This window comes from Pseudarthrobacter sp. PvP090 (genome assembly GCF_040547365.1).
Taxonomy (GTDB): Bacteria; Actinomycetota; Actinomycetes; order Actinomycetales; family Micrococcaceae; genus Arthrobacter.
Window position 1 is genome coordinate 25,641 of record NZ_JBEPPO010000001.1, and the last position, 13,681, is coordinate 39,321.

Sequence of the window (13,681 nt, forward strand, 5' to 3'; positions counted from 1 at the left end):
ATGTATTTCAAGTCACACGCTACCGGCTGGTAATATTCGCGGCCGGACCATCCCGGTTATGGAGGTCTAACTCGTTTCAGCCGCCAGAAGCTGGGCCCGCAATTCGCGGCGCTCCCGCTGCTTTTCCGGGTCCGGCAGCGGCACGGCGGCCAGGAGCCGCTGGGTGTAGGGCTCCTGCGGATTGCGCAGGATCTGGTCCCGGGTGCCCTGCTCGACGATGCGGCCGCGCTGCATCACGCAGATCCGGTCCGCCAGCACGTCGACGACCGCGAGGTCGTGGGTGACGAAGAGGCAGGCAAAGCCGAGCTCCTTCTGCAGGTTCTGGAACAGGTCCAGCACCTTCGCCTGCACGGACACGTCCAGGGCCGAAGTCGGCTCATCGGCGACCATCAGTTTCGGCTTGAGCGAGAGCGCCCGGGCGATGCCCACCCGCTGCTTCTGCCCGCCGGAGAGCTCGTGCGGGTACCGGTTGCGGTAGTTCCGCGGGAGCTCCACCTGGTCCAGCAGCGCCTCGATGCGTTGCTGCAGCTCGGCGCCCTTCGCCACCCTGGCCAGGAACATCGGCTCACCGATGCTCTCACCGATCGGCAGCCTCGGGTTCAGCGACGACGACGGGTCCTGGAACACCATGCCGACGTGGCGGCGCATCTCGTGCAGCTGCCGGCCGTTCCTCTTGGCTGCGGAAATGTCCTGGCCGACGACCTTCATGGTGCCGGCCGCAACCGGCAGCAGGCCGACGGCGGCGCGCCCGATGGTTGTCTTGCCGGAACCGGACTCCCCCACCAGCCCGACAACCTGGCCCGGGTAGATCACCAGGTTGGCGCCCTCCACGGCGCGGAACGCCGGCACGCGGCCCTGCTTGGGGTATTCGATCGCCACGTCCGTGAGCTCCAGTACCGGGTCCCCCTTCGGCTTGGCGGCTTCCGCGGCGGCCAGGGCCGCGGCGTTTTCACGCTCGCGCCGGAGCAGCTGCTCTTCCGGGATGGAGCTCAGTTCGGCGTGGGTGGCGGCGGCGAGGGCTGCGGTGACGTCCACTTCCTCGGTGGAGTCAGCGCCGCCCTGGCCCAGGTGCGGCACGGCGGCCAGCAGGGCCTTGGTGTATGCGTGCTGGGGGTTGTGGAAGATCTCGGCGGCGGTCCCGGTTTCCACGATGACGCCGCGGCGCATCACGGCGATCCGGTCGGCCAGGTCGGCCACGACGCCCATGTCGTGCGTGATCAGGACGATCGCGCTGTCCAGCTTGTTCCGCAGGTTGCGCATGAGGTCCAGGATTTCCGCCTGGACCGTCACGTCGAGCGCCGTGGTGGGCTCGTCGGCGATCAGCAGCTTGGGATCACAGGACAGGGACTGGGCGATCATGGCGCGCTGCCGCTGGCCGCCGGAGAGCTGGTGGGGGTAGGACCGGAAGGCTTTCTCGGGGTCCGGCAGCTCCACGAGCTCGAGCATGCGCAGCGCGCGCAGCCGGGCCTCGTCGGGAGAGACCTCGCTGTGCAGCCGGACGGTCTCCACGATCTGGGCGCCCACGGTGTACACCGGGTTCAGGGCGGTCATGGGTTCCTGGAAGATCACGGCGACTTCCTTGCCGCGGACGGCCCGGATGTTGGCCTCGTCCGTCCCCAGCAGCTCCTTTCCGGCGAGCTTGACGCTTCCGGTCACACGGCTGTTGCTCGGCAGCAGTCCCAGCAGGGCCATCGAGCTGGCACTCTTGCCCGAGCCGGACTCCCCCACGATCGCGAGCACTTCGCCGGCGCGCACCTCATAGTTCAAGTCGATGGCGGCCGGCACCCACTTTTTGTCCACGCCGAAGTCGACGCTGAGGCTGCGGACCTCGAGTACGGGTTCGTTCCTGCCCGGAGCCGGGGTGACGGCCGGATCGAGGGTGATGAAGTCAGTCATGATGGGGCTTTCCTTCCACCCGGGCCGCGGGTCCACCGGGGATTAGTGCTGCGGCTCGGAATACTGAATTATTGGGGGCATGAGCTCTGCGCCGCATGCCGGAACCGTTGAAATCTTCAAGGCCCGAACGAACGCCTGGTTTGCCTGGCTGTCCTGGGCGGTGGCCGCTCTCGGCATCGTCGTCACGGCGGTCACCGCCGGCCCGGCGGCGCTGGCCGGAACGGCACCGCTGCTGCTGGTCGCGTTCCTGGGCTGGCAGCTGTTCTGGATGCCCGCCGTCGTGGTGCACGACGGCGGGGTCACCCTGGAGAACCCGTTCCGGTCGATCCATGTGCCGTGGGAGGCCCTGGTGCATGTCGACACCCGCTTTGCCCTCACCCTGGTCACGGCCCGCAAGAGCTACGTGGCCTGGGCGGCCCCGGCGCCGGGCATCTGGGGCGGGCGCAATGCCCGCCCGGAGGACCTCCGCGGCCTGCCGGCAACCACGTACGGCCCCGGCCAGTCCGTGCGGCCCGGGGACCTGAAGTCCACGGACTCCGGCCAGGCGGCCCGGCTGGTGCGCGAGCGCTGGCATGGCCTGGTGGAAAGCGGCGAACTGGCTGCCGGAGATGCCGCCACCACACCGGTGAAAGTGACCTACCGCTGGGCGGCGGCCGCCGTCGTCGTCCTGTTGCTCGCGGCCAGCTACTGGTCGGTTGCCGCCCGGTAGCTCAGCCGTGCGGGCACTGCGGGGGGCCGGCACCTAGTCGTCCTTGGTTCCGTCGAACGCGGTGACGGGTGACGCTTCGAGGGGATGGCTGCCGGCGTCCTTGGCCTTTTTGGCGTTGAACTTCTTCTGGCGCGGGTCGAACGCATCCCGCAGGCCGTCGCCGATGAAGTTGATGCTCAGGCAGATCAGGACGATGAACAGGCCCGGGAACCAGAACAGCCACGGCCGGGTGGCGAAAGCCTCCTGGTTCTGCGAAATGAGCAGCCCGAGCGAGGTGTCCGGGGCCTTGACGCCGACGCCGAGGTAGCTCAGGGCGGTTTCGGTGAGGATCGCGGCGGACATGGTCAGCGTGATGTTGACGATCAACACGCCGATGGCGTTGGGCAGGATGTGCTTGAAGATGATCCGGGCGTTGCTGGCCCCGGAAATCCGGGCCGCGTCGACGAATTCGCGTTCGCGCAGCGAGAGGAACTCCCCCCGCATCAACCGGGCGAGCCCCACCCAGGTGATCAGGCCGAGGAAGATGCCCAGTGCCAGGATGCCGTTGCTGCTGGCGAAGGCGGAAAACCAGCCGCCGGAGTCCCGCCGGCCGGCCATCTGTGCCATCACTGCGGCGAGCAGGAGCGCCGGAATGATAATGATGACGTCGGTGAGGCGCATCAGGATCGCTTCGGTCCAGCCGCGGAAGTAGCCGGACAGGGCCCCGACCACGACGCCGATGAAGCCGGCGATGAGGCCGATCACCAACATGACGGTGATGGACTGCTGGGCGCCGCGCATGGTCATGGCGAAAAGGTCCCGGCCGATCCGGTCCTGGCCGAAGGGGTGTTCGCCCCAGGCCAGCGGCCACAGCGAGGCGGTGGGCACGCCGTCGTTGACCAGGGGTGAAACTTCATCGTGGCTGTACTTCCACCAGCCGGGGATGCCCCAGTAGCCGACCGAGGTGAAGGCCGTGACAAAGATGATGGCGAACACGACGAGTCCGATGATGGCGCCGGAGTGGCCCAGGAACCGCTTCCGGACGATCTGCCCCTGGCTCAGGCCCTTGGCTTCGAGGATCGGCTCGACGCCGGCGGCCGGCAGCCCGGCGTCTTCGGCCATGATTTCGTCCTGCTGACTTGGCTGGCTCATGCTTTTACCCTTACGCGCGGATCAAGTGCGGAGTACGCGAGGTCCGCAATGAGGTTGAAACCCATGGCTGTGATGGCGACACAAAGGAAGACGCCCATCACAGGGTTGGGGTCGACGTGCGAGATGCCCTCCAGGAACAGGAAGCCCATCCCCCGGACCGAGAACACCGTTTCGGTGATGACGGCGCCGCCGATCAGCCCGCCGATATCGAAGGCCACGATGGTGGCGATCGGGATCAGCGCGTTGCGGAAAGCGTGGCGCATGACGACAGTCCGTTCGGACAGGCCCTTGGCCCGGGCGGTCCTGATGTAGTCCATGTTCATGATTTCCAGCATCGAGGCCCGGGTGAAGCGGGTGTAGCCGGCCAGCGAGATCAGGATCAGTGCCATGGTGGGCAGGATCAGGTGCGTGAAGGAGTCCAGGCTCATGATCCAGAAATCGCCCTCAATGTTCGGGGTGCCCGCACCGATGGTGGCGATGGGGCGGCCCCGGACCCGGCTGTTGTTGAAGTACGTGGGCCATGCCTGCATGTAGCGGTCCAGCAGGATCAGGAATCCGACGAGGAACGAAGTCAGGGCGGCGGCCCGCATGGACTGCCCGCGGTCGTAGCCGCCCATCAGGAAACCGATCCCCAGCCCGACCAGGACCGCTGCGACAGCAAGGAGCACGATCATCAGGAAGGTCGCTTCATTGAGCAGCGGCTGGATGACGAAGTAGACCACCAGTCCGGCCCCGGCGGCGATCAGCGCCGACTGCAGCGCCTTGCGGTTCTTGAGCCCCGCCGACAGCAGGGTCACGGCGAACGCAATGCCGACGCCGGCGATCGCGATGACCACCGGGCCCAGCCCCGGGGTTTTGAACCACTCGGTGGCGGAGAAGTACATCAGCACGGCGGCCGCGAACAGGAAAGCGACGCCGCCGATCAGCAGCCGGCGTTTCATCTCGCCGCCGACGGTCACAGCCGTCAGGATTCCAAGGACGGCGCCGATGGCGAGGGATGCCGGGATCGGTATCTCGGGATTCCGCAGGAAGTTGTTGAACCCGATGGCGCCGTACTCCTTCAGGAGCACCGCGACCCAGAAGATCGGGAGGGAGAAGAACAGGAAGGCCATGAACGTCACGCCGTAATCCAGCGTGCTGTACTGGCGCAGGGCGGTGATGATGCCGAGTGTGATGCCGATCAGGATCGCCAGCACGGTGGCCCCGGTGACCAGGGTCAGGGTCTGGACCAGGGCATGTCCCAGGGCGTCGGTGATGGGCTGGCCCGCGATGTTCTTGCCCAGGTCACACGAGTTGGCGAACGGGATGAGGCACTGCGCCGCACCGCCAAGCCAGTGGAAATAGCGGATCGGGGCGGGGGTGTCCAGCTGCAGCAGCTCGGTGCGTGCGTCCATCAGCTGCTGTTTGTTGGGGGCGCTGCTGGCGCGGAATTCCTCCAGGGGATCGCCTGACGCCGCTGTCAGGAGATACACCAGGAAGGATGCGCCGAGAAGTATGAGGGCGGCGGTGATAAGCCGCCGGACTATGTAGGTCACCATCGGAAAGAACCTCGGTATTCGGGCCCAGGGGTTGCCCGGACCGGTCGCAGAGTTTGGCCTTTTCCCCGCGGATGTAGGGGCAGGCCCGCCATCATCAGGGGGTGTCGCTAGAAAGGCGCCGGAACCAGAATGCCCGGTCCCGACGCCTTTAGCTAGCAAATATCACTTGCGGTCGTCGGCTACTTCTGCGCCCACTCCCAGAAGTTCCACCAGACACCGGTCTGGTTCGGCATGTACTTCACGCCGGTGATGCGGTCGCTGTACGCGTCCACGCCAACTGCCTGGAACAGCGGCAGGCCGTAGGAAGAAGCCCAGATCTTCTGGTCGATCTGCTTGATCAGCTCATCCTGCTTGCCCTTGTCGGTGGTGACAATCAGTTCGTCCATTAGCTTGTCGGCTTCCGGGTCGCTGAACTGGTTGAAGTTGGAGTCGTTACCAGCCTTGAAGATCTGCGGAACGCCGGAGACGCCGACACCCGAGTTGATCCAGCCGAAGATGGTGGCATCGTAGCTGCCGTCGCCGAGGGCCTTGCCCCAGTCCGACTTGCCGAGGCCGCCGTCGACGATCTTGAAGCCCGCCTTGGTGGCCGACTCGCTGATCAGCGCGAACATGTCCGCACGGTTGGGGTTGTCCTTGTTGTACATGATGCGGACTTCAGGCGTGGCACCGGCGAGGAGCGCCTTTGCACCTTCGATGTCGACATCCTGGTAGGCGGACGAGCCGTTTGCCTGGACGGATTCGGTGTAGAGGGCCTGGTCCGGCACGAACAGCTGCGAGTCGAGCGGCTTGGCCTCCGGGTCCAGCTTCTTGACGATCTTGTCGACAATGTCCTTGCGCGGGACGCTCTTCATGAACGCTTCGCGGACATTCTTCTCGGCGAAGACGCCGCTGAAGTTGAGGTCGATGTGGTCGTAGGACAGCTGGTTTCCGACCTCGACCGTGACGCCCTGGCTTTCGAGGGCCTTGAGCTGCTCCACCGTGTCAGCCGAAGCCTGCGGTGCGATGATGTCGGCTTCGCCGTTCTTGAGCGCCTGCACCTGGGCCGGAGCGGAACCGATGTAGCGGACGGTGATCTCGTCCAGCTTCGCTTCCGGACCCCAGTTGTAGTCCTTGTTCTTGACCATGGTCAAGGACTGGTCCTGGTTGACACCCTTGACGATGTAGGGGCCATTGGAGAGGTACAGCTCCGGGTCGGCCGGCAGGGTCTTGGAGTCGAATCCGGTGTTCCACATCTCCGCCATGGCCTGGAGCTGGGTGTTGGCCGGCTGGGGTGCCTTGGCGTCGCCGCGCGGCATGCCCTTGACCAGGTCAACAAATGCCTTGGCATCGGCCAGGCCTGCCTTCTTGGCCAGGACGTGGGCCGGGATGTCCACTCCGGGGCCGCCAATGGCGATTTCCCAGTCGGCAAACGGCTGGGAGTACTTCAGGGTCATGGAGCGGCCGTCTTCGCCAAGTTCCGGGAAGTCCGTCAGGGCGATGCCCGTGGGGTCACCGGCGTAGGAGAAGTAGGACGTTCCGGTCTTGGCCTCGGGGTCGGCGTCGTCGTAGTAGCCGGAGAAGGCGGCCCACTGCAGGACGAGGTCGGCTGCGGTCACGGGAGTGCCGTCCGACCACTTCACGCCTTCGTTGATGGTGTACTTCACCGTCAGCGGGTTGTCCGAAACCTTTTCCATCTTGCCGAACTTCTCGTTGCGGACAACGTTGAGTTTGTTGTCGATGTAGAAGAAGCCCGAGTGGGTGGCGTAGCTGATCTTCGAGTTGATGTCCGTGTTGCCATCAGCCGTGTTCGGGTTGAACGTGTTGAACGCGTTCACTTCCACGACTGTTGCAGATCCCCCTGATTTGCTTGCTGCCGCAGCAGTGGTCGGGGTTGTCCCGCCGCTGTTGCCTGCGCAGGCGCTGAGGGCGAGGGCAGCTGCTGCTGCCACGCCCACTGCTTTGGAAATACGACCGAAGCGCATTCCGCCTCCTTGTTTCTGTGGTGTGGATGAGACCGAGGCCGTAGGCACCGGGCAGACGTCCACACTCCCCCAGCGGCAGTGTGGTCCGTCTCACATGGGATGTAGCGTAAACCCCAAATTCAGCGCCGGGCGAAGAAAGTTGACCGACTGTAAAGTTCGTTACAGAGCTGCAACATTGGACGTCCTTCCACCGGACGAATTCTTCCAACGCTATTGACGATCCGCGCACCGCAGGCTAATGTCCCCAGGCACAGGAAAAGCCCCGATTCTCAAATCGGGGCTTCTCGAGTTAATCCTTAATTACTTGATGAATTCATCAATCTGTCACACGTTGAAGCGGAACTCCACGACGTCGCCGTCGACCATGACATATTCCTTGCCTTCGATGCGAACCTTGCCGCGGGACTTCGCCTCCGCCATGGACCCGGCCTCGATAAGGTCGTCGAAGGAGACGACTTCGGCCTTGATGAACCCCCGCTGGAAATCGGAGTGGATGACGCCGGCCGCCTGCGGGGCCGTGTCCCCCTGGTGGATGGTCCACGCCCGGGTTTCCTTGGGTCCTGCGGTCAGGTAGGTCTGCAGCCCGAGGGTGTGGAAGCCGACGCGGGCCAGCTGGTCCAGGCCGGATTCGTCCTGGCCGTTCATCTCCAGCATTTCGCGGGCCTCTTCCTCGTCGAGTTCGACGAGGTCCGATTCGAGCTTGGCGTCGAGGAAGATGGCGTCCGCCGGGGCCACCATGGCGCGCAGTTCTTCCTGCTTCTCCGGGCTGCCCAGGATGCCCTCGTCCGCATTGAAGACGTAGATGATGGGCTTGGCGGTCAGGAGGCTGAGCTCCCTGAGGTGCTCCATTTCCAGCTTGTCGGACTTGACCGAGGCGAAAATGGTGTCGCCACGTTCGAGCACGGCCTGCGCTGCCTTGATGGCGGCCAGCTCCGCGGCGTCCCGCTTCTTGATCTTGACTTCTTTTTCGATCCGGGGAATGGCGTTTTCGATGGTCTGAAGGTCAGCCAGGATCAGCTCGGTGTTGATGATCTCCATGTCCGAGCGGGGATCCACCTTGCCGTCGACGTGGATGACGTCGGGGTCATCGAACACGCGGATAACCTGGGCAATGGCCTCGGCTTCGCGGATGTTGGCGAGGAATTTGTTGCCCAGGCCTTCGCCTTCCGACGCACCCTTGACGATCCCGGCGATGTCCACGAAGGACACTGGGGCGGGCAGCAGGCGCTGCGATCCGAAGACGGCGGCCAGCTTGGCAAGCCGCGGGTCCGGCAGGTTGACCACACCGACGTTGGGCTCGATCGTGGCGAACGGGTAGTTCGCTGCGAGCACCTGGTTGCGGGTCAGTGCGTTGAAAAGAGTTGATTTGCCGACGTTGGGCAGTCCGACGATGCCAATAGTAAGAGCCACGAGTACTAATTCTACCTGCTGCGGCCGGGGTCCCCTGCGACGGGCTGGTTCGCCGGGAGGTGCGCCGTTCGTCCACCACTTGGTCCGCCGCCCGCAGGGCGTCGGCGGGAAAGTGTCGGAGGGGCATGCCACAGTGAAGGCATGGACGCTTTTGCACTGATTCTTGCCCTGCTCATGCTGCTCGTCGGCGCGGTCGCCGGCGCCGCCGTGGTCTTTCTGCTGATCCGGCGCCGCACCCACGCCGTGGAGGAGGACTTCGACGCCGTGTCGGCCCGGCTCTCTGAGGTCAGCGCGCAGTTCGCCGCGGCCGACGCCGAGAGGCGCCTGCTGGCGGCCCAGAACCGGGACTTGGGCGAGTCCCGGAACCAGGACGGCAGCGTGCTGCGGGCCCTGGCCCCGGTGGCGGAGAAGCTCACCGCGGTGCAGCATCAGGTGTCGCTGCTGGAGCGCGACCGCCTGGAGCAGTACGGGCAGCTGGCCCAGCAGCTGCAGGAAGCCCGGTTGTCGGACGAACAGCTGCTGCGCTCAACCCATGCCCTGGAGTCCGCGCTGCGGTCCAACAGTGCCCGCGGCCAGTGGGGGGAAGTCCAGTTGCGCCGGGTGGTCGAGGCTGCCGGAATGCTGCGCCATGTCGATTTTCACGAGCAGGTTCACAGCGGCCAGCAGCACGGGGCCGGGCCGGAAAGCAGTATCCGGCCTGACCTCGTCGTGCAGCTCCCCGGCCAGAAGCAGCTCGTCGTCGATGCCAAAGTGCCGCTCGCGGCCTATCTTGCAGCGCAGGAACTCGGAGCATCGGCACCCGGGCTGGCGCACGCGCAGTCCATGAGCGGGCAGCAGGCCCACCTGCTGGCCCATGCCAAGGCCCTGAAGGCCCATGTGGACGCACTGAGCAACAAGAAGTACTGGGACATCCCGGGCAACTCCCCGGAGCTGGTGGTCTGCTTCCTGCCGGCCGAGTCGATCCTCGCGGCCGCGCTCTCGGCGGACCCGGCCCTGCTGGACTACGCCCTGTCCAGGAACGTGGTGCTGGCCTCGCCCTCAACCCTGCTGGCGGTCCTGAAATCCGTCGCCTTCACCTGGCGCCAGGACGTCCTGACGGACAGCGCGCGGGAGCTCTTCGAACTGGCCCACCAGCTCTACGAGCGGATGGGAACGCTCGGCGAGAATGTCACCAAGCTCGGCGCCTCACTCAAGACATCCGTGGACCGCTACAACTCCATGGTGGGCACGCTGGAGGCCCGGGTGCTGCCGACCGCACGCAAGCTCAATGCCCTGGATGCGACCGGGCTGGCCACCCCCGCGGCCGTCGAGGTGACGCCTCGTTCCGTGGCCGCCCCCGAGCTGCAGCCCGGGAACGGGCCGGAGCTTGGGTCCGGGCGGCCAGCGGACGAAGCCCCGGACGATTCGCGCGAGGAGGACCAGGAGTCCGCCGCCTAGGACGGACGTTGTGCGTAGGACCTGGTGCGCCCCGCCTAGGAGGTCTGGGCGGGGCGTGTCCCGCGGCCCCCGAGGGCGCGCGTGACGTCGCCGGCCTGCTTCAGCGTGGCGCGGAGCTCCTTCGGCAGCGAGAAGAGCAGGTCCTCCTCGGCCGTGACAATTTCCTCGACCGCGCCGTATCCGTAGTCGGCGAGCAGGCGCAGGACGTCCTTGACCAGGACTTCCGGGACCGAGGCACCCGAGGTCACACCGACCGTGGCCACGCCCTCGAACCACGATTCGTCCACCTCATTGGCGAAGTCCACGCGGTACGAGGCCTTCGCGCCGTATTCCAGCGCCACTTCCACGAGCCGGACCGAGTTCGAGGAGTTGGCCGATCCGACCACGATCACGAGCTCGGCCTGGGGTGAGATCTTCTTGATGGCCACCTGGCGGTTGGTCGTCGCGTAGCAGATGTCGTCGCTGGGCGGGTCCTGCAGGGTGGGGAACCGCTCCTTGAGCAGGCGGACCGTTTCCATGGTTTCGTCCACGCTGAGGGTGGTCTGGGAGAGCCAGATAACCTTCTCCGGGTCCCTGACCGTGACCTTGTCGACCTCGTGCGGGCCGTTGATGATCTGGATGTGCTCGGGGGCTTCGCCGGCGGTCCCTTCGACTTCCTCGTGGCCGTCATGGCCGATCAGCAGGATGTCGAAGTCGTCCTTTGCGAAGCGCACTGCCTCTTTATGCACCTTGGTCACGAGGGGGCAGGTGGCGTCGATGGTCCGCAGCCCGCGGTCTTCCGCGGACTGCACGACGGCGGGTGAGACACCGTGGGCGGAGAAGATCACCAGCGCGCCCTCGGGGACCTCGTCGGTCTCGTCCACGAAAATGGCGCCCTTTTCCTCCAGGGAGCTGACGACGTGCACGTTGTGGACGATCTGTTTGCGGACGTAGACCGGCGGGCCGTAGTGCTCCAGCGCTTTTTCCACCGCAATGACCGCACGGTCGACGCCGGCGCAGTAGCCGCGCGGGGCGGCGAGCAGGACCCTTTTCGGGCCGTCGACGGGGGCTGCAGCCAGGACTTCTTCCGGCGTACGCCGCCGGCGCGGAACGGTTGGCATCGGAATGGAAACAGCAGTGGAAGTCATGCCCCAATGCTACCGGTGTTGGACGGGCCGCCGATCGGGCGGCGACCGCAGGCGCGGCGCCGGGCGCTCAGGCGCGGCGGCCGCCGACGACGCGCACCACAAGCCCGACTGCCAGCAGGACGCCGCCCACCACGGCGGCCACCAGGATCCATTGTCCGAAACTTGCACTGGCGGCGGCGACAAACTCGCTCTTGAAGATCTCCGCGACCTCGTTGCCGCTGTTCGTTGCCGTCACGGCACTCCCGGCGGCGTCGGCCGCCAGCTTCCATGCGCCTGCCAGCACAAGGCCACCGATTCCAATGCCGGCAAGGACAGTCCAGCGCCGCCGGGCAGCCACAAAGGCCAGTGCGAAGGCGATGAGGGCGCCGACGGCCAGGGCGTAGCCCATCGGCGCGAACGCGGACACCCGGTCGAGGAGCTGCCGGTGCTCGGGCTGCCCGATCGTGATCAGCAGCTGCTCCGGCGCCTCCAGCGGCAGGGTGGTGGCATCCGCCACCTGCTTCGCCACGAGACCGACGAGGGGCGCCAGGTCCAGTGTCAGCGACGTGGCAGTGTCAGTCCCGGTTGGCGGTGCGCTGGGGTCGGCGAAATTCAGCTCATGGCTTTTGCGCAGCGTTTCGGTCCAGGCATCCGGGTAGCCGGGCATGCTTGTCAAAGACCGGGCCGCGCTGTCCAGAATAGGCGTGACGAGTCCGCTGAGCGCTTCCGGGATCTGCTCCGCACCGAGACTGCCGACGGCGGCCGTAGCCAGCCGCTCCTGGAACACAGGGTCCTTGCCCAGCGGCGCAGTGAACGCCACGAAGCCGTCCTCCTGGACGATGTTGCGGTCCACCCACATGGCCGGAACAGCGACAGCCGTCAGGACAAGCCCGATAAGTACGGCTACGGCCGAGACAAGAGTGCGCACGAGAAGTCCTAGGTGGTTGGGGGGTTAGTGTCCATCCTACGGGGGCGGCCTGCGGAACGATAAAGTCGGCCCCCGATGATAAAGCTATGGATAGAGTTGAAACCGACAAGTTCGAGTTGCCGGCCGGTGGCCTTTCCTGACGCGCAGTCGCTGGGGACGCACCTGCTGACAGCCCCGCCCCGGCAAAGGACACCCACGCATATGCACCAGCCCATCTCCGCCCCGGGACGTCGGCATGTCTGAGGAGGTCGCGGCAGCCACGACGGTTCCGGCCACGGCAGCGGAAACCAGCCCGGACAACCCCTGGCCGCTGCAGCTGCTGTCCCAGAAACTCAAGATGCACATCGACCGCGCCCCCTCCGCCTGGGTCGAAGGCCAGGTCATCGAACTGAACCGGCGCGGCACCAACGCCTACCTGACGCTGCGGGACATCGACGCCGAGATCTCCCTCCCCGCTTCCGCCTGGACCAATGTGCTGGACCGCCAGGAAATCCCGCTGGAGCGCGGGTCCCGGGTGGTGGCACTGCTCAAGGCCGAATTCTGGCTCAAGACGGGGCGGCTGAACATGTCCGTGAAGGACATCAGGCCGGTGGGCCTCGGCGACCTGCTCGCCAGGATCGAGCGCCTGCGCCATGCCCTCGCCGCGGAAGGGCTGTTCTCCGACGCCCGCAAGAAACGCCTGCCGCTGCTCCCCCACCGGATCGGCCTGATTACCGGCCGCAACTCGGACGCCAAGAAGGACGTGCTGCGCAACGCGGCGCTGCGCTGGCCCGCCGTCGAGTTCGAAATCCGTGAAGTGGCCGTCCAGGGCAACACCGCCGTCGCGCAGGTCATCGCCGCGCTGCGCGAACTGGATGCGCATCCCGAAGTCGACGTGATTGTCATCGCCCGCGGCGGCGGTGCCCTGGAGGATCTGCTGCCTTTCAGCAGCGAGGAACTCGTCCGGGCGGTGTCGGGTGCCTCCACACCGGTGGTCAGTGCGATCGGCCACGAGGCGGACCGGCCGATCCTTGACGATGTCGCGGACCTGCGCGCCTCCACGCCGACCGACGCCGCCAAGCGCATCGTCCCGGACGTTGTCGAGGAGCTCGCCCGCGTGCGTCAGGCCAGGGACCAGCTCCGGCGCGGTGTGACCCGCCTGGTGGAACGTGAGGCCGACCGCTTGGCGTCGCTGCGCTCCCGCCCCGTGCTGGCCTCCCCCGAGGTCATGGTCAGCATCCGCCACGACGACGTCGAACGGCTCAAGGGCCGCTCGCAGGCGGCGGTCACGACCGCCGTCGTCCGGGCCGCCGACCAGCTGGTCCACCTCAAGGCCCAGGTCCGGGCACTCTCGCCGCAGAAGACCCTTGACCGGGGATACGCCGTGGTGCAGCTTGCCGACGGCCGCACGGCTCCCGGAACCCGCCGGGACGTTGTGCGGCACCCTGACCAGGCGCCGTCGGGCACCGCCCTGACCGTCCGCGTGGCCGGAGGCCGGTTCACCGCGGAGTCGACCGGCGGCCAGGAACCCGCCGAAGAATGACCCGGCGCCACCGGCAGTACAGAACCCACCCGGCCCTCCCACC

Annotated in this window: 10 protein-coding genes; 3 read left to right on the forward strand and 7 right to left on the reverse strand. The window is 66.4% G+C overall.

The annotated features are described in order from the left end of the window. Positions 1–66 precede the first annotated feature (66 nt). A complete protein-coding gene (locus ABIC21_RS00130; RefSeq protein ID WP_354348437.1) occupies positions 67–1,896 on the reverse strand; it encodes an ABC transporter ATP-binding protein in 1,830 nt (609 codons plus the stop codon). A gap of 79 nt (positions 1,897–1,975) precedes the next feature. Here ABIC21_RS00130 and ABIC21_RS00135 point away from each other — a divergent pair, with 79 nt between their 5' ends. After that, positions 1,976–2,605 (forward strand): PH domain-containing protein, encoded by a 630-nt coding sequence (locus ABIC21_RS00135; RefSeq protein WP_354348438.1) that lies wholly within the window; start codon positions 1,976–1,978, stop codon positions 2,603–2,605. A gap of 33 nt (positions 2,606–2,638) precedes the next feature. On the opposite strand, the gene ABIC21_RS00140 is transcribed toward ABIC21_RS00135, so the two are convergent. From ABIC21_RS00140 to ychF, 4 genes are all read right to left on the reverse strand, one after another. Then, positions 2,639–3,736, reverse strand: a complete 1,098-nt coding sequence (locus tag ABIC21_RS00140; RefSeq protein WP_354348439.1) for an ABC transporter permease — start codon at positions 3,734–3,736, stop codon at positions 2,639–2,641. Continuing rightward, on the reverse strand, positions 3,733–5,274 hold the full coding sequence (locus tag ABIC21_RS00145) for an ABC transporter permease (RefSeq protein ID WP_354348440.1): 1,542 nt from the start codon (positions 5,272–5,274) through the stop codon (positions 3,733–3,735). The genes ABIC21_RS00140 and ABIC21_RS00145 overlap by 4 nt, the downstream gene beginning before the upstream one ends. A 179-nt stretch (positions 5,275–5,453) precedes the next feature. Then, complete coding sequence (locus tag ABIC21_RS00150; protein WP_354348441.1) at positions 5,454–7,235, reverse strand: ABC transporter family substrate-binding protein; 1,782 nt, start codon at positions 7,233–7,235, stop codon at positions 5,454–5,456. Positions 7,236–7,559: 324 nt separating this feature from the next. Continuing rightward, positions 7,560–8,645, reverse strand: coding sequence for a redox-regulated ATPase YchF (gene ychF / locus ABIC21_RS00155; RefSeq protein ID WP_354348442.1), 1,086 nt, complete (start codon positions 8,643–8,645; stop codon positions 7,560–7,562). A gap of 141 nt (positions 8,646–8,786) precedes the next feature. Between ychF and ABIC21_RS00160 the strand changes: the two genes are divergently transcribed. After that, positions 8,787–10,082, forward strand: a complete 1,296-nt coding sequence (locus ABIC21_RS00160) for a DNA recombination protein RmuC (protein ID WP_354348443.1) — start codon at positions 8,787–8,789, stop codon at positions 10,080–10,082. Positions 10,083–10,117: 35 nt separating this feature from the next. Here the strand turns inward: ABIC21_RS00160 and ABIC21_RS00165 are convergent, their stop codons facing one another. Both ABIC21_RS00165 and ABIC21_RS00170 read right to left on the reverse strand, forming a co-directional pair. Continuing rightward, positions 10,118–11,209 (reverse strand): 4-hydroxy-3-methylbut-2-enyl diphosphate reductase, encoded by a 1,092-nt coding sequence (locus tag ABIC21_RS00165; protein ID WP_354348444.1) that lies wholly within the window; start codon positions 11,207–11,209, stop codon positions 10,118–10,120. Positions 11,210–11,276: 67 nt separating this feature from the next. Then, positions 11,277–12,116 (reverse strand): hypothetical protein, encoded by an 840-nt coding sequence (locus ABIC21_RS00170; RefSeq protein ID WP_354348445.1) that lies wholly within the window; start codon positions 12,114–12,116, stop codon positions 11,277–11,279. A gap of 235 nt (positions 12,117–12,351) precedes the next feature. On the opposite strand from ABIC21_RS00170, the gene xseA reads away from it, so the two are divergent. Continuing rightward, complete coding sequence (xseA, locus tag ABIC21_RS00175; RefSeq protein ID WP_354348446.1) at positions 12,352–13,638, forward strand: exodeoxyribonuclease VII large subunit; 1,287 nt, start codon at positions 12,352–12,354, stop codon at positions 13,636–13,638. The last annotated feature ends 43 nt before the right edge of the window (positions 13,639–13,681 follow it).